The 24,364-nt window shown below is 58.5% G+C and carries 14 protein-coding genes, 2 tRNA genes, 4 rRNA genes and 4 pseudogenes; 6 read left to right on the top strand and 18 right to left on the bottom strand.

What is annotated here, in order from left to right:
- Positions 1 to 50: 50 nt before the first annotated feature.
- The 3 genes and pseudogenes from ACQVLG_RS11405 to ACQVLG_RS11395 all read right to left on the bottom strand — a co-directional run bounded on the left by ACQVLG_RS11405 (position 51) and on the right by ACQVLG_RS11395 (position 2,723).
- Positions 51 to 1,594: pseudogene (locus tag ACQVLG_RS11405) on the bottom strand (ammonium transporter).
- A gap of 11 nt (positions 1,595 to 1,605) precedes the next feature.
- Entirely contained in the window at positions 1,606 to 1,944 is a 339-nt protein-coding gene (locus ACQVLG_RS11400) for a P-II family nitrogen regulator (protein ID WP_010393464.1), read from the bottom strand.
- A gap of 11 nt (positions 1,945 to 1,955) precedes the next feature.
- A complete protein-coding gene (locus ACQVLG_RS11395) occupies positions 1,956 to 2,723 on the bottom strand; it encodes a TorF family putative porin (protein ID WP_474294600.1) in 768 nt (255 codons plus the stop codon).
- 270 nt (positions 2,724 to 2,993) lie between these two features.
- Here ACQVLG_RS11395 and ACQVLG_RS11390 point away from each other — a divergent pair, with 270 nt between their 5' ends.
- The 4 genes and pseudogenes from ACQVLG_RS11390 (at position 2,994) to ACQVLG_RS11375 (ending at position 6,012) form a co-directional block, all read left to right on the top strand.
- Positions 2,994 to 3,242, top strand: a complete 249-nt coding sequence (locus tag ACQVLG_RS11390) for an accessory factor UbiK family protein (RefSeq protein ID WP_035824443.1) — start codon at positions 2,994 to 2,996, stop codon at positions 3,240 to 3,242.
- Positions 3,243 to 3,352: 110 nt separating this feature from the next.
- Positions 3,353 to 4,877, top strand: a pseudogene (locus ACQVLG_RS11385) (YifB family Mg chelatase-like AAA ATPase).
- Positions 4,878 to 4,941: 64 nt separating this feature from the next.
- Positions 4,942 to 5,487 (top strand): hypothetical protein, encoded by a 546-nt coding sequence (locus ACQVLG_RS11380; RefSeq protein ID WP_474294598.1) that lies wholly within the window; start codon positions 4,942 to 4,944, stop codon positions 5,485 to 5,487.
- 180 nt (positions 5,488 to 5,667) lie between these two features.
- Positions 5,668 to 6,012 carry a DUF1840 domain-containing protein gene (locus ACQVLG_RS11375; protein WP_071325465.1) on the top strand — a complete coding sequence of 115 codons (345 nt, stop codon included), beginning with the start codon at positions 5,668 to 5,670 and terminating at the stop codon, positions 6,010 to 6,012.
- A gap of 60 nt (positions 6,013 to 6,072) precedes the next feature.
- Here the strand turns inward: ACQVLG_RS11375 and rrf (ACQVLG_RS11370) are convergent.
- From rrf (ACQVLG_RS11370) to ACQVLG_RS11345, 6 genes are all read right to left on the bottom strand, one after another.
- Positions 6,073 to 6,185: ribosomal RNA gene (gene rrf / locus ACQVLG_RS11370) — 5S ribosomal RNA — on the bottom strand.
- 202 nt (positions 6,186 to 6,387) lie between these two features.
- Positions 6,388 to 6,500: ribosomal RNA gene (gene rrf, locus ACQVLG_RS11365) — 5S ribosomal RNA — on the bottom strand.
- A 140-nt stretch (positions 6,501 to 6,640) separates the two neighbouring features.
- Positions 6,641 to 9,536: ribosomal RNA gene (locus ACQVLG_RS11360) — 23S ribosomal RNA — on the bottom strand.
- 245 nt (positions 9,537 to 9,781) lie between these two features.
- A tRNA-Ala gene (locus ACQVLG_RS11355) sits at positions 9,782 to 9,861 on the bottom strand.
- A 19-nt stretch (positions 9,862 to 9,880) separates the two neighbouring features.
- Positions 9,881 to 9,957 (bottom strand) — tRNA-Ile (locus ACQVLG_RS11350).
- A 100-nt stretch (positions 9,958 to 10,057) separates the two neighbouring features.
- A 16S ribosomal RNA gene (locus tag ACQVLG_RS11345) occupies positions 10,058 to 11,587 on the bottom strand.
- Together the 16S, 23S and 5S rRNA genes with 2 tRNA genes alongside form the textbook arrangement of a ribosomal RNA operon.
- 622 nt (positions 11,588 to 12,209) lie before the next feature.
- Between ACQVLG_RS11345 and ACQVLG_RS11340 the strand changes: the two are divergent.
- A pseudogene (locus ACQVLG_RS11340) lies at positions 12,210 to 14,203 on the top strand (sigma-54-dependent Fis family transcriptional regulator).
- A 1-nt stretch (position 14,204) separates the two neighbouring features.
- On the opposite strand, the gene ACQVLG_RS11335 reads toward ACQVLG_RS11340, so the two are convergent.
- The 9 genes and pseudogenes from ACQVLG_RS11335 to ACQVLG_RS11295 form a co-directional block, all read right to left on the bottom strand.
- Positions 14,205 to 15,218 (bottom strand): FAD:protein FMN transferase, encoded by a 1,014-nt coding sequence (locus ACQVLG_RS11335; RefSeq protein WP_474294595.1) that lies wholly within the window; start codon positions 15,216 to 15,218, stop codon positions 14,205 to 14,207.
- Positions 15,208 to 15,795: a 4Fe-4S binding protein gene (locus tag ACQVLG_RS11330; protein ID WP_474295623.1), complete on the bottom strand. Its 588-nt coding sequence runs from the start codon at positions 15,793 to 15,795 to the stop codon at positions 15,208 to 15,210. Before ACQVLG_RS11330 ends, ACQVLG_RS11335 begins: the two co-directional genes overlap by 11 nt.
- 1,084 nt (positions 15,796 to 16,879) lie before the next feature.
- Positions 16,880 to 17,323: pseudogene (locus ACQVLG_RS11325) on the bottom strand (hypothetical protein); the annotation flags it as partial.
- A gap of 44 nt (positions 17,324 to 17,367) precedes the next feature.
- On the bottom strand, positions 17,368 to 18,297 hold the full coding sequence (locus tag ACQVLG_RS11320) for a porin (RefSeq protein WP_474294593.1): 930 nt from the start codon (positions 18,295 to 18,297) through the stop codon (positions 17,368 to 17,370).
- Complete coding sequence (locus ACQVLG_RS11315; RefSeq protein WP_474294590.1) at positions 18,245 to 18,526, bottom strand: hypothetical protein; 282 nt, start codon at positions 18,524 to 18,526, stop codon at positions 18,245 to 18,247. The genes ACQVLG_RS11320 and ACQVLG_RS11315 overlap by 53 nt, the downstream gene beginning before the upstream one ends.
- Positions 18,527 to 18,813: 287 nt before the next feature.
- Positions 18,814 to 20,550, bottom strand: a complete 1,737-nt coding sequence (locus ACQVLG_RS11310) for a PQQ-dependent methanol/ethanol family dehydrogenase (RefSeq protein WP_474295622.1) — start codon at positions 20,548 to 20,550, stop codon at positions 18,814 to 18,816.
- A 49-nt stretch (positions 20,551 to 20,599) separates the two neighbouring features.
- On the bottom strand, positions 20,600 to 20,989 hold the full coding sequence (locus ACQVLG_RS11305) for a DUF779 domain-containing protein (protein WP_474294588.1): 390 nt from the start codon (positions 20,987 to 20,989) through the stop codon (positions 20,600 to 20,602).
- Positions 20,990 to 21,044: 55 nt separating this feature from the next.
- Positions 21,045 to 22,565 (bottom strand): aldehyde dehydrogenase, encoded by a 1,521-nt coding sequence (gene adh, locus ACQVLG_RS11300; protein ID WP_474294586.1) that lies wholly within the window; start codon positions 22,563 to 22,565, stop codon positions 21,045 to 21,047.
- A gap of 252 nt (positions 22,566 to 22,817) precedes the next feature.
- A complete protein-coding gene (locus ACQVLG_RS11295) occupies positions 22,818 to 23,774 on the bottom strand; it encodes a beta-propeller fold lactonase family protein (RefSeq protein ID WP_474294584.1) in 957 nt (318 codons plus the stop codon).
- Positions 23,775 to 23,978: 204 nt separating this feature from the next.
- On the opposite strand from ACQVLG_RS11295, the gene ACQVLG_RS11290 reads away from it, so the two are divergent.
- Complete coding sequence (locus ACQVLG_RS11290) at positions 23,979 to 24,344, top strand: TonB-dependent receptor plug domain-containing protein (RefSeq protein ID WP_474294582.1); 366 nt, start codon at positions 23,979 to 23,981, stop codon at positions 24,342 to 24,344.
- The last annotated feature ends 20 nt before the right edge of the window (positions 24,345 to 24,364 follow it).

Genomic DNA, 24,364 nt, shown 5'->3' with positions numbered 1-24,364 from the left:
TCCAGCCGGACATGCCGCGCCGGGGCGCGGGCATGCCAGAACATTGCTATTTAGCCATGATATGCTTGCTCGCCATGGCTGGTGATGTCGAGGCCTTCGCGCTCTTCTTCTTCCGGTACGCGCAAGCCGATGACGATGTCGACCAGCTTATAGGCGACGATGGAGACCAGCGCCGACCACAGGATGGTGGTACCGACCGCTTGCGCCTGCACCCACACCTGATGAGCGATCGAATACGGGTCGGCCGACATCTTGTTGGTGACGTAGTCGAAGATGCCCTGGCCGCCCCCAGTTGCGGTGCCGCAAACACGCCCGTCAGCAAGGCGCCGAGGATACCGCCCACGCCATGCACGCCGAACACGTCGAGCGAATCGTCGGCGCCGATCAGGCGTTTCAGGCCATTCACGCCCCACAGGCAGACGATACCGGCCAGCAAGCCGATGACCAGGCCGCCCATCGGGCCGACAAAGCCGGCCGCCGGGGTGATCGCCACCAGGCCGGCCACGGCGCCCGATGCGCCGCCGAGCATGGAAGGCTTGCCTTTGCTGATCCATTCGCCAAGTACCCACGACAGGGTGGCGGCAGCAGTGGCCAGCAAGGTGTTGACGAAAGCCAATGCCGCCACGTCGCCCGCTTCCAGCGACGAACCCGCATTGAAGCCGAACCAGCCCACCCACAGCAGCGACGCACCGATCATGGTCATCGTCAGCGAGTGCGGCGCCATCGATTCGCGGCCGTAGCCGACGCGTTTGCCGATCATGATGGCGCCCACCAGGCCGGCGACGGCGGCGGCATTGATGTGCACCACGGTGCCGCCGGCGAAGTCCAGCGCGCCTTTTTGCCAGATCCAGCCCGCTTTCAGGGCTTCGCTGGCCGAGGTGGCGGCGTTGGTGATCAGGTCAGGACCGGTCCAGAACCAGACCATGTGGGCGGCCGGCAGGTAGGCAAACGTGAACCACAGCACGACGAAGGCCAGCACGGCGGCAAACTTGGCGCGCTCGGCAAAGGCGCCGACGATCAGTGCGCAAGTGATGGCGGCAAACGTGCCCTGGAAGGCCACGAAGACGAACTCGGGAATGACGACGCCCTTGCTGAAGGTGGCGGCGGCGGCAAACGTGCCCTTGGCCGGGTCCCAGATACCGTTCAGGAACAGGCGGTCGAAGCCACCGAAGAAGGCGGTTTTTTCCGTGAAAGCGATCGAGTAGCCATAAATGCACCACAGCACGATCACCAGCGCGAACACCATGAACACTTGCATCAGCACCGACAGCATGTTTTTCGAGCGCACCAGGCCGCCGTAGAACAGGGCCAGGCCGGGGATGGTCATCAAAATCACCAGCAAGGTGGAAATCATCATGAAACTGGTATCGCCCTTGTTGGCAACGGGCGCGGCGGCTGGCGCGGCAGCGGCCGGGGCCGGAGCGGCGGCAGCCGGCGCTGTTGCGTCAGCCGCGGGCGTGACGGCGGGGGCGGCGACGGCCGACGTCGTGGCGGCCTCCGTCTTGGCGGGAGCATCGGCAAAGCTCGGCGTGGCGACGCCAAACGCACACAGACAGGCAAACCCAGCTAGCAATTTTGTTATATTTTTACGCATCGATATTCCCCTTAGAGCGCTTCGTTGCCGGTTTCACCGGTACGGATGCGGATGACCTGTTCCAGGTTGTAGACGAAAATCTTGCCATCGCCGATCTTACCGGTACGCGCGGCACCTTCGATCGCCTCGATGGCCTGGTCGACAATGGCGTCATCGACGGCCGCTTCAATCTTGGTTTTTGGCAAGAAATCGACGACATACTCAGCACCACGGTAGAGTTCCGTGTGGCCTTTCTGGCGGCCGAAGCCTTTGACTTCGGTGACGGTAATGCCTTGCACATTGATAGCCGACAAAGCTTCGCGTACTTCGTCCAGTTTGAACGGTTTAATGATTGCGGTAATCATTTTCATGGCAGTCTCGCTTAAAAGGTTTTGGACACGGTCAGCACGAGACCGGATTTCGCCAGATTCTTGCCATTCGGTGCCAGCGACGTGATGTTGGCTTTGACGGCCGCCAGGGAAACGGTCGCCATGCCGAAGTCCTTGGTCACGCCGATCTTGTAATCGTTATAGCTGAGGGCATCGTTGTGCTCGACTTTCTGGCGCCCCACATGCAGGTTCAGCATGTAGCCATCATGCACCTCGACGTTGGCGCCCACGTCGAGGTAGCCGCTGTTCTTGCTGTCGGCGACACCGAACAGATTCGTGGTCGAATGCGAGTATTTGATATACATCGGGCCGTAGCCCAGTTGGCCGTACAGCTCGAAGGTGTTCGCATTCGTGCTCAAGCCATTCGATGGATAGAAGTAATACAGGCCGCCCACGTCATAGGTGAAATCCTTGCTGATCTCGCCCCGCTTGCCGGCATAGATATCCCATTCCAGATTCGTATCGCCGCCGCCGTCCTTGATCCATTTGATGCTCGACAGCCAGGTGCCCACGTACAGGCCCGTCGGGTTATGGGTATAGTCGGCACCGCCGCTGATGGCCGGGTTCAGGCGGCTTTGCGAGATGCCGCGGTAACGGTAGTCGCTGGTCAGCGCCACGTTGTAGCTCACCACGTTATCAGGAACGGCTTCGGCCGCAGCAGGCGCCGCCACTGCATCCTGGGCCATGGCGCTACCGCTCAGGGCGGTCATGGCCAACGTCAATGCGGCTGCTAAAGTCATGTTCTTGGACAGATTCTTCATGGCGATTCCCTTTTATTGAACTTTTAAAGCGGTTGAGGTTTAAAATCTTGGCTGGAGATCACAAAGCGTTCATACCTTCTTTAGCAGAATACGTGCCAGCTATATTGCTACCTTGATAGGTGCATTTCCGTCCATACATACCCTGCAAGCCGCTGGGCATGCGGGAATACGCTGCTGGAGCGTTGTGGATTTGCCTATTTTCGCACCAGATTAACACTGCTGTGCACCGCAATGGTGCGATGCACATGCCGCACCATAAAAGGACTGACCATGGACATGAATACCTTCTTTAACGACTTGCAAGGCAAGATCCACCAAGCCATCGAGAACTCGCCGGCCAAGGATATCGAGAAAAACGTGAAATCGATGATGACCCAGGGTTTCGCCCGCCTGGACCTCGTCACGCGCGAAGAATTCGATATCCAGGCACAAGTGCTGGCCAAGACGCGCGCCAAGCTCGATGCACTGGAATTGCGCCTGATCGAACTGGAAACACGCCTGAACGACCCGAAGGCTTAATGCAGGGCAGGCAAGGCACCGCAATCGGCAGCCTTGCTGGCACACATCAAGCTTCAGACTGTTGCAAGGGCTAGACTGATACTGCCCGCGTTCGCGGTGCAGGGGGTCTGATGAGTCTGGCAGTCCTGAAAAGCCGCGCCCTGGCCGGCATGGAGGCGCCCGAGGTGAATGTCGAAGTCCACCTCGCCAATGGCTTGCCTTCTTTTACCATCGTCGGCCTGCCCGATACGGAAGTGAAAGAATCGCGCGACCGCGTGCGGGCCGCGCTGCAAAACTGCGGCTTCGAGATGCCGGCGCGGCGCATTACGGCCAATCTGGCGCCGGCAGACTTGCCCAAGGAATCGGGCCGCTTCGACTTGCCCATCGCGCTGGGCATCCTGGCCGCCTCCGGCCAGTTACCGGGCGACCAATTACACCACTACGAATTTGCCGGCGAACTGTCGCTGTCGGGCCAGCTGCGCCCGATCCGCGGCGCCCTGGCCATGACCTTTGCCATGCAACGCGGCAAGAGCGGCGTACCGCGCGCCTTCATCCTGCCGCAGCAGCGAACGCGCGGACGAGGCGGCGCTGGTCAGCGATGCCTGCATCTATCCCGCCCACAGCCTGCTCGAGGTCTGCGCGCACTTTGCCGCGCATGCCAGCCAGACAGCCCTGCAGCGCCACCAGCCCATGCTGACTGTCCCCGCTTTCCCGTATCCCGACTTTGCCGACGTACAAGGGCAGCAACAGGCGCGGCGGGCGCTGGAAGTGGCGGCAGCGGGCGGCCATAACGTCCTGATGGTGGGGCCGCCGGGCGCAGGCAAGACCATGCTGGCCAGCCGTTTTCCTGGCGTATTGCCACCCATGAGCGATGAAGAGGCACTGGAATCGGCCGCCGTGCATTCCCTGGGCGGCCACTTCAAGGTGGAACAGTGGAAGCGGCGGCCCTACCGCGCCCCGCACCAGACGGCATCGGGCGTGGCCCTGGTAGGCGGCGGCAACGTGCCGCGGCCTGGCGAAATCTCGCTGGCCCACTGTGGCGTGCTGTTTCTCGACGAAATCGCCGAATTCCAGCGCCGGGTGCTCGATGTGCTGCGCCAGCCCATGGAATCGGGCGTCATCAGCATTTCGCGCGCGGCCCGCCAGGCCGAGTTTCCTGCCCGCTTTCAGTTGATCGCTGCCATGAATCCCTGCCCGTGCGGCTATCTGGGCCACGCGTCCGGCCGTTGCCGCTGCACGCCGGACGCCGTGCTCCGTTATCACAATCGCCTGTCCGGCCCGCTACTCGACCGTATCGACCTGCAGATTGAAGTGGCCGCCATGCCGCCGGCGGCGCTGGGCCGCCAAGCCGGTGCCGGAGAATCCACGCAGCGGATCGCCACACGGGTAGCGGCAGCCTATGCCTTGCAACTGGCACGCCAGGGTAAAGCGAACCAGAGGCTGAGCAACACGGAAATCGAACAGCATTGCCGCCTGGAGCCACATGGCGAACAGTTGCTGCATGGCGCCATGACGCGCCTGCACTGGTCGGCGCGCACCTATCACCGGGTACTGCGCGTGGCGCGCAGCATCGCGGACCTGGCGGGCAGCCCTGCCATCACACAGCCGCATATTGCCGAAGCGATCCAGTACCGCCGCGTGCTGCGTGAAATATAAGGCTGCCAGTGAACGCCACACGTGCGCGATTGCGCGCGATTGGCGGCGCTGCTACCATCTGCTGATGAAAAAAACATCACTTGCCCTCTTGCTGACGACGCTCGCGGCCGCCAGCATCCTGTCCGCCTGCAGTCCGAAATTCGACTGGCGCGACTATCGCAGCCCTGACGCCCAGTTCACGGCCCTGTTTCCAGGCAAGCCGGCCGTGCTGACGCGCGAAATCGATCTCGATGGCAAGAAAGTCAGCCTGACCATGACGGCCAGCGAGGTCGATGGCGCTACCTTCGCCATCGGCAGTGCCATACTCGACAGCACGGAGCAGGCGCAAGCGGCCCTGCCCGCCATGAAGACGGCGCTGCTGAAAAATATCAATGGCGTCGTGCGCAGCGAAAAGCTGGCCTCGGCTGCCACCAGCACGGCAGCCGGCAGCCATCAACGCAGCTCGCTGAGCGTCGAGGCGACGGGGACGCAGCAAGGCAAGCCTGTCCTGCTGGTCGGCCGTTTTGTGGCGCAGGACAAACGCATCTTCCAGATCATCATTCTCGGTGAAGAAAACAAACTGTCGCGTGAAACCATCGACACCTTCATGGACTCGGTGAAACTGGATTGAGACTTAATGATCGCTTAAATAGCTGCTTTCACGGTGAGCCAGCCCTTGTAAATACGTGCGTTGTCCAACAGATGACTCTATCCGGCTTGCAATTGTGCAATCCGGGCAATCGGACGGCCTGTGCGACATTTCAAGTCGTGATATTGTTTCGACACTAACAACAAGTTTCAGAAAGCGCTTATGTTGATCTCATTCAAATCCAAATCCTCCCCAGAAGTGCTGATGTACCAGGAACATGCCCAGCGCATCCTCGACATCCTGCACAAGAACCCCACGCGCGGCGTCATCACGCCAGCGGAAGCGGGCGATGCCCTGGCCCTGCTGGAAAAAGAAGTCGCGGAAAGCAAGTTACATCCGGAAAATGACATTGAACACGATGCGCATACGCCGGAAACCCTGGAAGATGGTGAAACGGGTGCCCATGCGCGCGCGCAAAAAGTGCATTTTTCGCAGCGCGCCTATCCTCTGATGGAGATGCTGCGCTCGGCCAAGGCGGAAGGCGAAAGCATCACCTGGGGCATCTAGTCCGATGAATGCCACAGACGAAAAAAAACCCCGCTGATGCGGGGTTTTTTTATATAACAAGCCTGACGATAACCTACTTTCACACTGGTTGCAGCACTATCATCGGCGCAAAGTTGTTTCACGGTCCTGTTCGGGATGGGAAGGGGTGGGACCAACTTGCTATGGTCATCAGGCATAACTTTTTCAACAGCCTGCTCCCGACGGGGCAGCAAACCATTAGATCTGAGGAGGCGAATTATATAGGAATTTGCCTGAAGATGGGACTAAAAATGGCGATTTTATGGCAAAAAACCGCCAGACGAAAAAAAACCCGACCATTGCTGATCGGGTTTTTCTCTAGGTGGAACAGCCGGGGGCTGTTTCACCAAATAACAAGCCTGACGATAACCTACTTTCACACTGGTTGCAGCACTATCATCGGCGCAAAGTTGTTTCACGGTCCTGTTCGGGATGGGAAGGGGTGGGACCAACTTGCTATGGTCATCAGGCATAACTTGTACCGGCATTTGTCCTCAGTGGAGCGACAAAGCCATGAATCTGGAAGAAGCAAAGATTAAGGGTAATGAATTGGTGTATCAACACACACGCAACGTTGTACCGTCTTATCCTCTGTACCTGCTAAGGTTATAGGGACAAGCCGTACGGGCAATTAGTACTGGTTAGCTTAATGCATTACTGCACTTCCACACCCAGCCTATCAACGTCCTGGTCTCGAACGACCCTTCAAAGAGCTCAAGGCTCTGGGAAATCTCATCTCAAGGCAAGTTTCCCGCTTAGATGCTTTCAGCGGTTATCTCTTCCGAACTTAGCTACCCGGCAATGCCACTGGCGTGACAACCGGTACACCAGAGGTTCGTCCACTCCGGTCCTCTCGTACTAGGAGCAGCCCCCTTCAAATTTCCAACGCCCACGGCAGATAGGGACCAAACTGTCTCACGACGTTTTAAACCCAGCTCACGTACCACTTTAAATGGCGAACAGCCATACCCTTGGGACCGGCTACAGCCCCAGGATGTGATGAGCCGACATCGAGGTGCCAAACTCCCCCGTCGATATGAACTCTTGGGAGGAATCAGCCTGTTATCCCCAGAGTACCTTTTATCCGTTGAGCGATGGCCCTTCCATACAGAACCACCGGATCACTATGTCCTACTTTCGTACCTGCTCGACTTGTCAGTCTCGCAGTTAAGCACGCTTATGCCATTGCACTATCAACACGATGTCCGACCGTATCTAGCGTACCTTCGAACTCCTCCGTTACACTTTAGGAGGAGACCGACCGCCCAGTCAAACTGCCTACCATGCACTGTCCCCGATCCGGATAACGGACCAAGGTTAGAACCTCAAACAAACCAGGGTGGTATTTCAAGGTTGGCTCCACGAGAACTAGCGTCCCCGCTTCAAAGCCTCCCACCTATCCTACACAGATTGGTTCAAAGTCCAATGCAAAGCTACAGTAAAGGTTCATGGGGTCTTTCCGTCTAGCCGCGGGTAGATTGCATCATCACAAACATTTCAACTTCGCTGAGTCTCGGGAGGAGACAGTGTGGCCATCGTTACGCCATTCGTGCAGGTCGGAACTTACCCGACAAGGAATTTCGCTACCTTAGGACCGTTATAGTTACGGCCGCCGTTTACTGGGACTTCAATCAAGAGCTTGCACCCCATCATTTAATCTTCCAGCACCGGGCAGGCGTCACACCCTATACGTCCACTTTCGTGTTTGCAGAGTGCTGTGTTTTTATTAAACAGTCGCAGCCACCAGTTTATTGCAACCCTTTCACCCTCATGGAGTAAACCAATCAAGCTACCGGGGCGTACCTTTTCCCGAAGTTACGGTACCAATTTGCCGAGTTCCTTCTCCCGAGTTCTCTCAAGCGCCTTAGAATACTCATCTCGCCCACCTGTGTCGGTTTGCGGTACGGTCTCGTATGACTGAAGCTTAGAGGCTTTTCTTGGAACCACTTCCGATTGCTTCGTGAACAAGTTCACTCGTCTCAACCCCTTGAATTCCGCACCCGGATTTGCCTAAGTGCCTTCTATGAGCCAAAAACCAACTATTCCAACAGTTGGACAACCTTCCGCGATCCGTCCCCCCATCGCATCATACGACGGTGCAGGAATATTAACCTGCTTCCCATCAGCTACGCATCTCTGCCTCGCCTTAGGGGCCGACTCACCCTGCTCCGATGAACGTTGAACAGGAAACCTTGGGCTTACGGCGTGGAGGCTTTTCACCCCCATTATCGCTACTCATGTCAGCATTCGCACTTCTGATACCTCCTCCAGCATCCTTTACAAGACACCTTCGCAGGCTTACAGAACGCTCTCCTACCATATATATCTGTGATAAATCACAGAACAATATCCGCAGCTTCGGTGACTGGCTTAGCCCCGTTACATCTTCCGCGCAGGACGACTCGATCAGTGAGCTATTACGCTTTCTTTAAATGATGGCTGCTTCTAAGCCAACATCCTGACTGTTTTAGCCTTCCCACTTCGTTTTCCACTTAGCCAATCTTTGGGACCTTAGCTGGCGGTCTGGGTTGTTTCCCTCTTGACGCCGGACGTTAGCACCCGACGTCTGTCTCCCAAGCTCGCACTCATCGGTATTCGGAGTTTGCAATGGTTTGGTAAGTCGCAATGACCCCCTAGCCATAACAGTGCTCTACCCCCGATGGTGATACTTGAGGCACTACCTAAATAGTTTTCGGAGAGAACCAGCTATTTCCAAGTTTGTTTAGCCTTTCACCCCTACCCACAGCTCATCCCCTAATTTTTCAACATTAGTGGGTTCGGACCTCCAGGGCGTGTTACCGCACCTTCATCCTGGCCATGAGTAGATCACTTGGTTTCGGGTCTACACCCAGCGACTGATCGCCCTATTCGGACTCGATTTCTCTACGGCTTCCCTATTCGGTTAACCTTGCCACTGAATGTAAGTCGCTGACCCATTATACAAAAGGTACGCAGTCACGGAACAAGTCCGCTCCTACTGTTTGTATGCACACGGTTTCAGGATCTATTTCACTCCCCTTCCGGGGTTCTTTTCGCCTTTCCCTCACGGTACTGGTTCACTATCGGTCGATTACGAGTATTTAGCCTTGGAGGATGGTCCCCCCATATTCAGACAGGATGTCACGTGTCCCGCCCTACTTGTCGTACGCTTAGTACCACCGGTCCGATTTCACATACGGGGCTATCACCCGCTATGGCTCCTATTTCCAGAGGATTCTGTTATCGGTCCGACTATCACGTACAGGCTCTTCCCATTTCGCTCGCCGCTACTTTGGGAATCTCGGTTGATTTCTTTTCCTGCAGCTACTTAGATGTTTCAGTTCGCCGCGTTCGCCTTGCATACCTATGTATTCAGTATGCAATACCCTAAAAGGGTGGGTTGCCCCATTCGGAAATCTGCGGATCAAAGTGTGTTTGCTCACTCCCCGCAGCTTATCGCAAGCTACTACGTCCTTCATCGCCTGTAATCGCCAAGGCATCCACCATGTGCACTTATTCGCTTGTCCCTATAACGTTAGCCTCTTCATTCTTTCAAACGAAAAGAGCGCTACAGGGATAAGAAAGTACAACGTTGTTGCTTGTTTGTTGATACATACAATCATTACCCATCGATTCGCGTTTTACGGCAAACCGATCAATAAATAATCTTTACTTCTTCCAGATTGTTAAAGAACGAAACAGCTTTGATCGCTAAAAGATCAAACCTAAACCTGAGTCACTGACCGGCTTACGTTTGCACTTTCAAAGTACTTGGTGGAGGATGACGGGGATCGAACCGACGACGACCCCCTGCTTGCAAAGCAGGTGCTCTCCCAGCTGAGCTAATCCCCCTGAGATTTTACTAATTAGCTGGTAGGGCTGGTTGGACTCGAACCAACGACCCCCGCGTTATCAACACGGTGCTCTAACCAGCTGAGCTACAGCCCCAACGCGGTGCTACTACGACTACTGTTTCTTCTCTTACTAACAGCCGATAAGTGTGAACATTTGATGCGTGAATCATTTACATGATTCGTGCAAACTCTAGAAAGGAGGTGATCCAGCCGCACCTTCCGATACGGCTACCTTGTTACGACTTCACCCCAGTCACGAATCCTACCGTGGTAAGCGCCCTCCTTGCGGTTAAGCTACCTACTTCTGGTAAAACCCGCTCCCATGGTGTGACGGGCGGTGTGTACAAGACCCGGGAACGTATTCACCGCGACATGCTGATCCGCGATTACTAGCGATTCCAACTTCATGCAGTCGAGTTGCAGACTACAATCCGGACTACGATACACTTTCTGCGATTAGCTCCCCCTCGCGGGTTGGCGGCGCTCTGTATGTACCATTGTATGACGTGTGAAGCCCTACCCATAAGGGCCATGAGGACTTGACGTCATCCCCACCTTCCTCCGGTTTGTCACCGGCAGTCTCATTAGAGTGCCCTTTCGTAGCAACTAATGACAAGGGTTGCGCTCGTTGCGGGACTTAACCCAACATCTCACGACACGAGCTGACGACAGCCATGCAGCACCTGTGTACTGGTTCTCTTTCGAGCACTCCCCAATCTCTCGGGGATTCCAGCCATGTCAAGGGTAGGTAAGGTTTTTCGCGTTGCATCGAATTAATCCACATCATCCACCGCTTGTGCGGGTCCCCGTCAATTCCTTTGAGTTTTAATCTTGCGACCGTACTCCCCAGGCGGTCTACTTCACGCGTTAGCTGCGTTACCAAGTCAATTAAGACCCGACAACTAGTAGACATCGTTTAGGGCGTGGACTACCAGGGTATCTAATCCTGTTTGCTCCCCACGCTTTCGTGCATGAGCGTCAATCTTGACCCAGGGGGCTGCCTTCGCCATCGGTGTTCCTCCACATATCTACGCATTTCACTGCTACACGTGGAATTCTACCCCCCTCTGCCAGATTCTAGCCTTGCAGTCTCCAATGCAATTCCCAGGTTGAGCCCGGGGATTTCACATCAGACTTACAAAACCGCCTGCGCACGCTTTACGCCCAGTAATTCCGATTAACGCTTGCACCCTACGTATTACCGCGGCTGCTGGCACGTAGTTAGCCGGTGCTTATTCTTCAGGTACCGTCATTAGCAAGAGATATTAGCTCTCACCGTTTCTTCCCTGACAAAAGAGCTTTACAACCCGAAGGCCTTCTTCACTCACGCGGCATTGCTGGATCAGGCTTTCGCCCATTGTCCAAAATTCCCCACTGCTGCCTCCCGTAGGAGTCTGGACCGTGTCTCAGTTCCAGTGTGGCTGGTCGTCCTCTCAGACCGCTACTGATCGATGCCTTGGTAGGCTTTTACCCTACCAACTAGCTAATCAGATATCGGCCGCTCCACGAGCATGAGGTCTTGCGATCCCCCACTTTCATCCTTAGATCGTATGCGGTATTAGCGTAACTTTCGCTACGTTATCCCCCACTCTAGGGTACGTTCCGATATATTACTCACCCGTTCGCCACTCGCCACCAGAGCAAGCTCCGTGCTGCCGTTCGACTTGCATGTGTAAGGCATGCCGCCAGCGTTCAATCTGAGCCAGGATCAAACTCTTCAGTTTAATCTCTGTTACTTTGCCGTTTTACCGGCACCGTCATTGCTGACGGGTCGCTCACTCAAAAAACTGACAGGCCACTACTTTCGTAGCGCCTATTTCATTATTTCTTGTGAACATTTGATATATTTTAAGTATTACAGCAATCCGAAGATCGCTGCTGCACTACATCAAATATCCACACTTATCGACTGTTAATTGTTAAAGAACTGTATTCGGTACTGCTTATTTACCACTCTCGCGCTATCGACAAAGCGTTGTGTTTGTCAGCTGCGAAGAAGGAAGAGTATGAAGCATTTCACTACATCCGTCAACTCCTTCTTTTTTCTCACTTTACGCTGCATTTGCATGCGCCGTTCAGCGAGGGGGCGAATTATAGCCGTGCCCAGCACACCCCGCAAGCGCTATTTTTTGCGCCAGATCAAAGGCGATAGGCCTGGCACTGCAATTGCTTATATGAACACATGCACCAACCAACGAGGGGGAGCAACTCTGGGCCTGGCAGCAACACTGGGGACAGCCCGGCTCGCTTTGCTTTGCTCCCATCTGTGACAGGTGCTACATTATGGAACACTCTCGATATTCAAAAGAGCGCCGCAGTACAGGGCCCAACGGAGGCAACGAGATCATGTATCAACCGTCAGCTACTTACCGTAGCGCACCGTTTTCGTCCATCGCGGACGCGAACTCTTTGCCGGCAGGACAGGACAATGTCCCCGTCATCATCGAAACGTCCCATCAGCGCTCAGTTGCGTTTGGCCTGTCGCCCACGGCCACGCCCGACTTTACTCCGGCTGGCAAATCCGACCTGTCCTTGCTGATCGAGCAAAACCGCATGCTGCACACGCATGCGCTGCCCGCGATGGAAACCCTGTACCAGCAAATCGTCAACACGCATAATATGGTGATCTTGACGGATGCCAATGGCGTGATCGTGCATTCGCTGGGCGACGATGATTTCCTGGAGAAAGCCAACCGCGTCGCCCTGCAGCCGGGCGTGGCATGGTCGGAACAAAGCCGCGGCACGAATGCCATCGGCACGGCCATCACGGAAAAAGTACCGACCCTGGTCCATGCGGACCAGCATTACCTTGCTGCAAATCATTTCCTGACGTGCTCTGCCGCGCCGATCACCGACCACCGGGGCAATGTCATCGGCGTGCTGGACGTCTCGAGCGACCAGCGCAGTTTTCACAAGCATACGATGGCCCTCGTGCGCATGTCGGCGCTGATGATCGAAAATCAGCTGTTTTCCGCCACCTTCGAAGATGCCATCACCGTGCACTTCCACGCGCGGCCCGAATTCATCGGCACCTTGATGGAAGGCATCGCCTCGTTCACGCCGGGCGGGCGGTTTTTATCCGCCAACAAGAATGGCTTGTTCCAGCTGGGCCTCTCATTTGCCGCGCTGCAATCGCACACCTTCAGTTCCCTGTTCGGCTTGCCTGTTTCCGCCCTGTACGACCATTACCGTACCGCCTCGCCCGTTTGCTGAACCTGTGCATGCACAGCGGCGTGCGCGTGTACGGACGCGCGCAGTTGCGCCTGTCCAATAGCGTCTTCCAGCACGGCTTTAGCACCAGCACCGACCATAGCGATATCAACGCCGTGCCGGCGGCGATCCCTGCACCGGCCAGCCATGCGGCCAATGCGGCGCGCCGCCTGTCCGGCTTGCGCTACCTGCGCACGGGCGATCCGCAACTGGAATTGGTGATCGAAAAGGTCAATAAAGTCCTGGGGCGTGATATTCCCATCCTCGTCATGGGAGAGACAGGCACCGGCAAGGAATTGCTGGCGCAAGCCATCCATAACGATTCGCCGCGGGCCATGGGACCGTTTATTGCCGTCAACTGCGCTTCCATCCCGGAAACCCTGATCGAGTCCGAGCTGTTCGGCTATGAAGACGGCGCCTTTACGGGCGCGCGCAAGAAAGGCGCGATCGGCAAAATCCTGCAAGCCAATGGCGGCACCCTGTTCCTCGATGAAATCGGCGACATGCCTTTCGGCTTGCAGGCGCGGCTGTTGCGCGTGTTGCAGGAACGCATGGTCACGCCGCTGGGCAGCAGCAAGTCGATCACCGTGAATGTGGAACTCATTTGCGCCACGAATCACAACTTGCGCGAACGCATGGCCAAGGGACTGTTTCGCGAAGACTTGTATTACCGCCTGAATGGCCTGGTGGTGAAACTGCCGCCGCTGCGCGAGCGCACGGACCTGGACCTGGATACGGTCGTGAAAAAAATCCTCGCAACGGAAGCGCCCGACACGCGCTACACGGTGGCGCCGGACATCTTGCGCCTGTTCCACCAGCATAAGTGGCCAGGCAACTTCCGCCAGCTGACGAACCTGTTGCGCACAGCCATCGTCATGGCGGGCGACGAGCATGAAATCTGTTTGCGCCACATGCCCGACGATTTCCTCGACGATATTGAGATGACGCAAGCGACTGCCGCCAGCGCCAGCACGGACCGCATGATCGCCGCCGGCGCCAACCTGGAAGAGATGGAGCAAAGCGTAATCCTCAAGTCGCTCGATGCCCACGGCGGCAACGTTTCGGCCACGGCGCGTGCCTTGGGCGTGTCGCGCAACACGATCTATCGCAAGGTGCCGCATCTGAAATAGCCTAGAGTAGACGGGGAAAGCCGGGCGACATCTTGCGCCGCCCTTGCTTGTCGATGGTCATCAGGTCGATGCCCTGCATCTGCGCGGCCATCGCATGCGCGCGCACGGCCCCCGTCACCATGAAGGTCGTCGACAAACCATCGGCCAGCAAGCCCGTGGGCGCCAGCACGGTCACGCTAGCCAGTTCGCGTGGCGAATCGCCTTTAGCAGGGTCGAAGATGTGGTGATGCGCGAAGTCAGGCGTGAACGCGCATTCGTAGTCGCCGGACGTGGCCACGCTGCGCCCCTCCACTTTCAAAGTGGCCGCCAGTATCTCCGCGTCGCGCGGATCCTGGATGCCCAAGGTCCACGGACGGCGCACGGCACGCTGCCCGCGCGCGACGAACTCACCCGTGTCGAGCAAAGCGTGCCGCACGCCGCGCGCCTGCACGGCCGCCAGCGCCACGTCGGCCGCATAGCCTTGCGCCAGGCCATTCAAGGTCAGCGCCATACCGGGCTGAAGAAAACGCACTTCGCGGCGATCCCATGCCAGTTGCCGCCAGCCTACCCGCGCCTGCGCAGCGCGGCGCAATGCTTCCTCCGGTAAGCTTGCCTGGTCTGCCGCCGCCGCGCGAAACAGCTGCCATAAAGGTTGCACCGTGACATCAAACGCCCCATCGCTCCATTGCGACAAGGCTCGCGCCTGCGCCAGCACGGCCAGCAGGTGCGTGTCCGGCCGGGCCAGGCGACCATCGCGGTTCAGCTGGAAGACTTGGCTGGCGGGACTGTAAATGCTCATCAGGCGGTCGATATTCCTCGCAGCATGGAGGGCGTCTTCGATGGCCAGTTCGGCCTGGTGTTGATCGTGGTGCAACACGGTGACGGCGATCGTCGTGCCAAACGCCAGCGCGGCGCCTTGATAAGGGCGCACGCCGGACGCCGTGACCGTGCCGCGCGCCATGCTGCCAGGCAAAATCACGCCCGCCATGCCGGCCACGCTGCCGATCGCTGCGGAAATAAACGTTCTACGCTGCATTGCTGCTCTCCTCTGCCGTGGCCCGGACTATCGGGATGGTACGGGCACGCTTGATTTCCAGCATCAAGGGTGCGCATTTTTCATCGCTGGCGTAAATCACCACGCAATCCATGCATTGAAAACACTCGCCGTAATCGACTTTCCCGCTCGGCGCAATGGCGTGGTACTCGCAGCGGTGGCTGCAAGTCTGGCACGGTGTGCCGCATTCCTTGCGGCGGGGAATCCAGTTGAACAGGCGAAACCGTCCCAGCAGCGCCAGCGCCGCGCCAAACGGGCACAGGTAGCGGCAAAAGAATTTGTAGGAAACACTGCTGAGCAGTAATAAACCCACGGCATACGCGACGAAGGGCCATGCCCGCACGAAGTTCAGGGTGATGGCCGTCTTGAACGGTTCCAGCTCCACCAGCTTGTCCGTGATCTGGCTGGAAAACACGCTGCTGCCGAATATGGCCGCCAGCAAGCCATATTTGATCCATTTCAAACGTCCATCGAGGCGCGGCTTGATTTTCCACTGCGGCAAGCGCAGCCACTGGCCCAGCTTGCCCGTGAATTCCTGCAGGGCGCCAAACGGACACAGCCAGCCGCAAAACGTGCCGCGCCCCCAAAATGAATAGGCTGAGCAGCACGAAAGCCCACAGGATCACCGTCATCGGATCGAACAGGAAAAAGCCCAGGCCGCGCCCTGCCAGCAGCGCCTGGATCACCCCTGTGATATTGACGATCGACAACTGCCCCTGCGCGTAATAACCGATGAAGCCGATGGTAAACAACAAAAACAGGCGGCGGAACCATGCAAATTGCCGGCCATTACGCACCAGACGTTTCTGCCTGGCCAGCGCGCCGGCCAGCAGCGCCAGCCCGGCCAGCAAGATCAGCAGTTCGGCCTTGCGCCCCTTCCACGTGCCGCGCCAGCCGGCATCGTCACCTTGCGGCGCGCTATAAAAATCGGCAGGCAGGCGGTAGCTGAAATCGACGTTGCGGGCGATGCGCTCCGGATACACGATACCCTTGCTGCGCGTGACCGGCATAGTGAACGCCAGCGGACTGGCCGCATCGAGTCCAGCCTGGCTGATGACGCGGAAGACGGCAATATTTTCAGTCGGCAACGGTCCCGCCTCCGACACGCTTAATTCCAGGTCCAGGTCGCGCATGTCGATGGGCAAGCCATCCTGCTTCAGCAGCAAGCGCTCGGGCACCGTGCCGCGCACGAAATCGTCGCCCAGCACGCTGTAGCGCCCGCGCGACATGACGAGGATGGCGTGGTCGCCTTCGTCTAGCCGGTTGCGCAATTTGTTCCAGCTGCGTTCCGTCAACAGATTGCGTCCCACCGTGGGCACGGACACATAGGCCAGGTACAGGTCGATGAACACGCCTTCCGGATCGCGCGCGGCTTCCGGTTCGAGTCCGGCTCCGGGACTGCCGGCAAACAGGCTCTCCACATCCTTGTTGCTCAGGCGCATATGCTGGATCAAGCCCTGCTCAAGCATCTGCGCCACGCTGCGTTTCTCGAATACCTCCATGCGGATGCGGGCAATCTGGTCCGGGTCGCGCCCTTGCGCGAAGCCCAGTTTTTTGCGCGACACTTTCAAGGCCGACGCCAGCACGCTCTGGTTGATGATGCGCACGGAAGCCGTCGCCTTTGACACGCCATCGATATCGGCGTGGGTCGCATCTGGCGCGCGTTTCTTCTGGGCACCGATGGCGATATTCTGTTTCAGCGATAGCCCCTGATACTGTTTGACGAATTGAAACAGCGGCGCTTCCCCTAGGCCATCGAGAAATACGGGTTCGTGCTGCGACAGCACGGCGACGTCGAGAAAACTGCCCTGTGGATTGATGGCGATCAATAAATTGACGGGAACGCCGGAAAAGCCGGGAATAGGCGCCAGGTCCACCGACTCGAAGACATAGCCGACCAATTCCGTTGCCGTGGCGTTTTGCTTAAACAGGGGCCAGACGGGCAAGTCGGCTTCCTTCTCGCCCACGACGAGGGGCGCGGGGAAGCGCCGCGCCAGCTCGGCCCTGGTGAGCACGCCCGCCCACGCCTGCCCCAGGATAAACAGGAATAGCCAGCATCCGATGAAAACCGCAGTATCCGCATGCATAGTGCTCCGCGCGGCGCCGCAGCTTCCGGCGCCGCATTCATTGGTTAGAAGAAAATAATGCCGCCCAGAGACACGCCATTCATCTTCGCTTCGCCGCCCGCAAAGGCTTTCGAGCGCGTCTGCCCCAGCTCGCCCACCAGGGTGATCGCACTGTTGAGCGAGTAGTACGCACCGAGGGTCAGGTTGGCGTTCGACTTCAAGCCGCCCGTGCCGGCCGTGTTGTCGTCGTTCTTGCTGATGCCATAGGACAAGCCCAGCTTCAGCTTGTCCGTCGTTTTATACGTGCCTTGCAGCAGCCAGTTCTTCGATTTGGTATCGCCCTGGTCCGCATCGGACAGGATGCCCAGCCCCTTGCCGCCCTGGAAGTTCACCAATACGCCGGCCGGGCCCATCTGGTAGGAGCCGCCCACTTCCACGCCGCGCATGGTCAGGTCATCGACACCAGGCGTTTTCGAGGTGAATTTTTGCGACTTCACGCCCAGCCAGGCTTTCAAGCCTTCCTGCGCATACGTCAGCTGCGCCTGCACTTGCGGACTGGACTTCGAAGAATAAGTCGAGCCTGCCACGATGGGCGTATCGGAGACGGGGCTGACCAGCGCCACGTCGGCACCAAAGCCGCCCGACTTCGGCGTGCTGTACATGATCTGGCCATAGTTGCCCAGATACGTATAGCCGGCGCCGATATGGCCCAGGGTCACCCGGCCCCGCTGTGTCGCCTGCACAGGTGCACCCGAACCCAACAAGGTCATGTCGGACAGAATCGCGTTCGCGCCGAAGATGCCGTAGTCACGCCCCAGCTTGAAAGTGCCCATCTGCTCATTGCCAAACGTGAAGAAGGCCTGGCGCACGTCGACCACGCTGTTCTGGCTGATGGCGCTGTCCGTGGCCGTCGAGTTGTAGATGCCGATCAAGGCTTTCACGTCATACTCGCCCAGGCGCGACGACGCCGAGGTGATCAAGCCATTCGGCAGCAAGCCGTTCGATCGTCGTGCGGTCCTTCTCTCCGCCGCAACCGAGCGCCTGGCCGCCCAGCGCCAGCCCGCCCACCGCATCGCCCGAACACGACACTTGCGTGTAATAGGCGTTGACGATGCCGCCCACTGACACGGTCCAGTCGCCGGCCTTGATATCGACGGCGTGCGCCTGCCCTACCGCTGCGATCGTCATGACACCGAGGCTCCCCAGCTTGATCAATGTGTTCATTTGTTCTCCTCTTTCTTCTCTGTTTTTAGTGTGCACACCAGTGATTGATGTACCTCAAGCTTTGGCAATAAGCGTGCCCAGAACGGCTCACAGGGAGAAAGAGAAAATATGTATTTAACATGTGCAACAGCGGATCAATCGCCACTGATAGTGTTCATTTTTTGACCGCAAGTAGGCTGATCGGGCGTACAGGTAAACAAAAAACTGACGGCCTGGGCCGTCAGCAAAAAGAAAACGCCCGGCGGACAGGGAGACACCCATCCGAGTGGCCCGGGCGCTTCGCCCCGTTATTTCGACGCCAGCTTGAAGACCCACACGGAACCGCCCTGCTCCAGGAAGTTGACCTTCTTGGCCACTTCGCCGCCCCACAGCGGCACGGCGCCGCCCCAGCCGGAAACGACGGCCACGTATTGCGTGTCGCCATCCTGCCAGGTGACGGGCGGCGCCACGACGCCGGAACCCGTCTGGAATTTCCACAGCTCCTTGCCCGTCTTCGCATCGACGGCTTTCAGGAAGCCTTCCGGCGTGCCGTAGAACACGAGGTTGCCGGCCGTGCTCATCACGCCGCCCCACAGCGGCGCATTGTTCTTGATTTCCCAGACAATCTTGCCCGTCTTCGGATCGATGGCGCGCATGGCGCCGATGTAGTCGTCAAACAAGGGCTTGATGGTGAAACCGGCGCCGAGGAAGGCGCCGCCCTTCTTGTAGCTGATCGGCTCGTTCCAGATATCCATGCCCCATTCATTCGCGGGAACGTAGAACAGCTTGGTTTGCGGCGAGTACGCCATCGGCATCTGGTTTTTTGCCCCCAGGAAAGCGGGCGCGGCAAACACGGTTGTGCCCTTCTTGCCCTCTTCTCCTTTGGTCGGGTCGCCAGGGCGGCCGGCTGCGATGTAGTTCGGCCGGCCCGTCTTCAGGTCGATGCTGCTGGCCCAGGTGATTTTCTTGACGAACGGAAAGGCGTTCTGCAGCTTGCCGTTGGCCGCATCGATGACGTAGAAGAAACCGTTGCGGTCGGCCTTGCCGCCGTAGCGCTTGCCATCCATGTCGAAGGTGACGAACTCGTTGGCGCCATCGAAATCCCAGGCATCGTTCGGCGTATTCTGATACGCCCACTTGATCTGCCCCGTTTTCACGTCCAGCGCCACGGTGGACGACGAGTACAGGTTGTCGCCGGGACGCAAATGGCTGTTCCACGGCGCCGGGTTGCCCGTGCCAAAGTAAGCGAGCTTGGTCTGCGGATCGTAGGTGCCGCCCATCCAGGTCGAGGCGCCGCCCGTTTTCCACAGGTCGCCGGGCCAGGTCTTGTTCACGGTGCCGGACACGCCATTGTCGATGGCCTTGCCATCCTTGTCGTAGCGGTGGCCCATATGGCCTTCCACGGTCGGACGGCTCCACACGAGGTCGCCCGTCATCGGGTTGCGCGCCTCGACCCGGCCGACGATGCCGAATTCGCCGCCCGACACGCCCGTCAGCAGCAAGCCTTCGGCGATCAGCGGCGCGGCCGTCATCGAGTAGCCGGCCGCGTAGTCGTCGACCTTTTCCTTCCAGACGATCTTGCCCGTGTTTTGATCCAGCGCAACGAGATAGGCGTCCAGCGTGCCGAAAATCACCAGGTTGCCGTACAGGGCCGCGCCGCGGTTGACCACGTCGCAGCACGGCATGATGCCGTCCGGCAAGCGATGCTCATACTTCCACAGCTTGGCGCCCGTTTTCAGGTCGACGGCAAAGATGCGCGAATACGATGCCGTAACGAACATCTTGCCGTTGTGAATCAAGGGCTGCGATTCCTGGCCCCGCTGCTTTTCGCCGCCAAACGAGAACGACCAGGCCGGCACCAGCTTGGCCACGGTCTTGTCATTGATCTGCGTCAACGGCGAATAGCGCTGGCCCTGCGTGCCCATGCCGAACGACAGCACGCTGGACGGATTCTTCGCCGTGCTGTCGAGCATGGCGGTGGTGACATTGCCTACGTCGGCCGCCTGGGCCAGCGATGCCAAGCCCAAACCGATGAGTATCCCCATGATGTTTTTCTGCACAATCATCTCCCTCTGTTATTAGTATGTGTATGTATCAGGTGTTGCCGTGGTCGTGCGGCTGCGCATGCAACAAGGCGCACTCTTCATCGGTGAACAGGCGTGAGCGCGTCAAGAAGCGCTTGCCCGTGCCGTTGTCGAGTGAAAACATGCCACCATTGCCATCGACCACATCGATAATCAACTGGGTATGCTCCCAGTACTCGAATTGCTCGAGTCCCATGTAGAACGGTGTGCCATTCAAATTGCCGAGATAGATGTCGGTATCGCTGACATCGAATTCGCCCAGCGCGTAGCACATGGGCGCGCTGCCGTCGCAGCAGCCGCCCGACTGGAAAAACATCAGCGGGCCGTGACGCTGGCGCAACTTGTCCATCATTTCCAGCGCCGCTTCGGTGGCGACCACCCGGGCAATTGCTGCACTCATGGCATCCCTTTCTGCGCGCCGCACCCGAGGAACAGGGGCGGCGCCTGTTGCCGGTTTAGAAGAAGCCCAGCGCTTTCGGGCTATAGCTCACCAGCAAGTTCTTCGTTTGCTGGTAGTGGTCGAGCATCATCTTGTGGTTTTCGCGGCCGATACCCGATTGCTTGTAGCCGCCGAACGCGGCGTGGGCCGGGTACAGGTGGTAGCAATTGGTCCACACGCGGCCCGCCTGGATGGCGCGTCCCATGCGGAAGGCGCGCGAACCATCGCGCGTCCACAGGCCGGCGCCCAGGCCGTACAGGGTGTCGTTGGCAATCGCCAGCGCGTCGGCCTCATCCTTGAAGGTGGTCACGGAGACGACAGGCCCGAAAATTTCTTCCTGGAAGATGCGCATCTTGTTGTTGCCCTTGAACACGGTCGGACGCACGTAGTAGCCGCCTTCCAGGTCGCCCGCCTGCGTGTTGCGCTCGCCGCCGGCCAGCACTTCGGCACCTTCCTGGCGGCCGATGTCGAGGTAGGACAGGATTTTTTCCAGCTGCTCCTGCGACGCCTGGGCGCCGATCATGGTGGAAGCGTCGAGCGGATTGCCCTGCTTGATAGCGGCCACGCGCTTCAAGGCACGTTCGATGAATTTCTCGTAGATAGATTCCTGGATCAGCACGCGCGATGGGCAGGTGCACACCTCGCCTTGATTCAGCGCAAACATGGCAAAACCTTCCAGGCACTTGTCGAAATAATCATCATCGGCATCCATCACGTCTTCAAAGAAGATGTTCGGCGACTTGCCGCCCAGCTCCAGGGTGACGGGAATCAGGTTTTGCGCGGCGTAGCCCATGATCAGGCGGCCCGTGCCCGTTTCGCCCGTGAAGGCGATCTTGGCGATGCGCTTGCTCGACGCCAACGGCTTGCCCGCTTCCAGGCCGAAACCGTTGATGATGTTCAGCACGCCCGGCGGCAACAGGTCGCCAATCAGCTCGATCAACACCATGATGGAGGCGGGGGTCTGCTCGGCCGGTTTCAGGACGACGCAATTGCCGGCGGCTAGCGCTGGCGCCAGTTTCCACACGGCCATCAGGATCGGGAAATTCCAGGGAATGATCTGGCCCACGACGCCCAGCGGCTCATGGTAGTGGTAGGCATAGGTTTCCGCATCGATTTGCGCGACGGAACCTTCCTGCGCGCGGATGCAGCCGGCAAAGTAGCGGAAATGGTCAATGGCCAGCGGAATGTCGGCATTCATCGTTTCGCGGATCGGCTTGCCGTTGTCGATGGTTTCCGCCGTGGCGATCAGGCTCAGGTTCTGTTCAATGCGGTCGGCGATGCGGTTCAGGATATTGGCGCGCTCGGCAGGCGAAGTCTTGCCCCAGGCCTCCTTGGCGGCATGCGCGGCATCCAGCGCCAGCTCGACGTCTTCCGTCGTGGAACGGGCGATTTCGCAAAACGGCAAGCCGGTGATCGGCGTGATGTTGGGAAAGTATTCACCTTTTACTGGTGCAACGAATTTGCCGCCGATGTAATTGTCATAGCGTTGTTTGAAGGGATTGGCTACGCCCAGTTTGCTGATGTCTGCGAGATTCATGTCGTCCTCTATCGGGTTAATTAGAATGAAATTACTTAATTAAAATCAAACGTCCTGGTACAGATGGGGTGAGTACACGCAGTCTTCCGCAAATGCCGTGCCAGCTCGCCATCCCCCTACCCAACTTAGCGGGTTTTACCTCTGTTGCAAGGGCCTGGTGGCGATATCGGCGGGTTCAATTGCTGCCGTAGCGCCCCGTCGCCGCTGCACAATGGAACAGGTGTACCAGACTGGAACACCTGCCCTGTACCACTACCGAATCACCACACCCCATGGCAATTCGCCCACGGCAATATCGGCCACCTTGCGCGCGCTGGCCGTGTCGATGACGGAAACGCTATTCGAGCGCCCGTTGGCCACGTACAGCTTGGCGCCATCGGGCGTGATGGCCATGTTCCATGGGCGCTTGCCAACGGGAATGGTGGCCGTCACCTGATTGCTGGCCGTGTCGATCACCATCACCGTGCCGTCGATGCCGTTCGAGACATACACCTGCCTGCCGCTGGGTTGAACGGCGATACCGTTGGCATTCTTGCCCGCTGGAATGGTGGCAATCGCCTTGCGCGCGGCCATATCGATCACGTAGACGGCATTGACCAGTTCGCACGCCACATAGGCGCGGCCCGAGTCCGGACTGAAACCGATGCCGCGCGGACGCAGTCCCACGGCGATGGACGCCACCTGACGGCGTTGCGCCACATCAATGACGTCGACTTGCTCGGCCTCTTCCGCGCTGACCAGCAGCCAGCGCCCATCGGGGCTGAACACGGCGTGTTCCGGATTGCGTCCCTGCACCTTGATGTCGGCGAGCAAGACGCCCGTCTGGCCATCAAGCAAGGCCACGCTATTGTTTTCCTCGACGGCCACGGCCACGTAACTGCCGTCATGCGAAGCGCTGACGCCTTCGGGCGACTTGCCCAGCGCTACGCTGCGCACGGGCGCGCCGGTCGCGTTATCGATCAGCAACAAGGCGCTGCTGGCGGCATCCGTGACAAACAATTGCCGTCCGGTCGGGTCGGCGGCGATGCCGCGCGGCCGCTTGCCCGCCGCGATCTGGCGTACGACCTGGTCGGTCGCCGTGTCGATCACGCTCACGGTGCCGGATTTTTCATTGGGGACATAGGCAAATGGAGCGGCCTGGACGGCGGTGCTGGCGAGCGCGGGCAGCAGCCAGCACACCTGGCGCAAGCGCGAGAAGAAGTTGGGCATAATCACCTTTTCAATGGCAAAACACAGGAAAAGCGCGCGCTAGCGGCGCCTCTGATAATTGCTGTATGCAAACGCCGTGCCACTGACACGCGTATAATTTCCGCCCACCAATGGAGACATGGCAGGCATATTGCTTGATACAACTATGCAGACCTGCGCCGCGCACGCGACCAAGCAGGCTTTTATTCACATTGGAGAATCCGCATGCAGCATCGTTTCCGCCTGAACACCATCGCCAGCCTGTTTGTCGCCGGCAGCGCCACCCTCGCCCCCCACGTTTTCGCCGCCGAGTCCGCTGACTTGGCCGCCGGGCAACTCATGGATACGGTGGTCATCAGCGGCAGCCGCATCGCCCACCCCAGCCAGGAAGTGCCGGCCTCCATCGACGTCGTCGACAGCGCCCGCATCCAGGAGGGTCAAATCCGCGTCAATGCCTCGGAAGCGCTGGCCGCCGTGCCCGGCCTGGTCGTGCAGAACCGCCAGAACTACGCGCAGGACTTGCAAATCTCGTCGCGCGGCTTCGGCTTCGGCGCCCGCTCGGCCTTCGGCGTGCGCGCGTCGTCAAGCTGATCAGCGATGGCATTCCCGCC

Source organism: Janthinobacterium sp. TPC_1 (assembly GCF_056037845.1).
The sequence above is the reverse complement of the archived record's forward strand: the minus strand, read 5'-3'. Positions and strand labels throughout refer to the sequence as shown.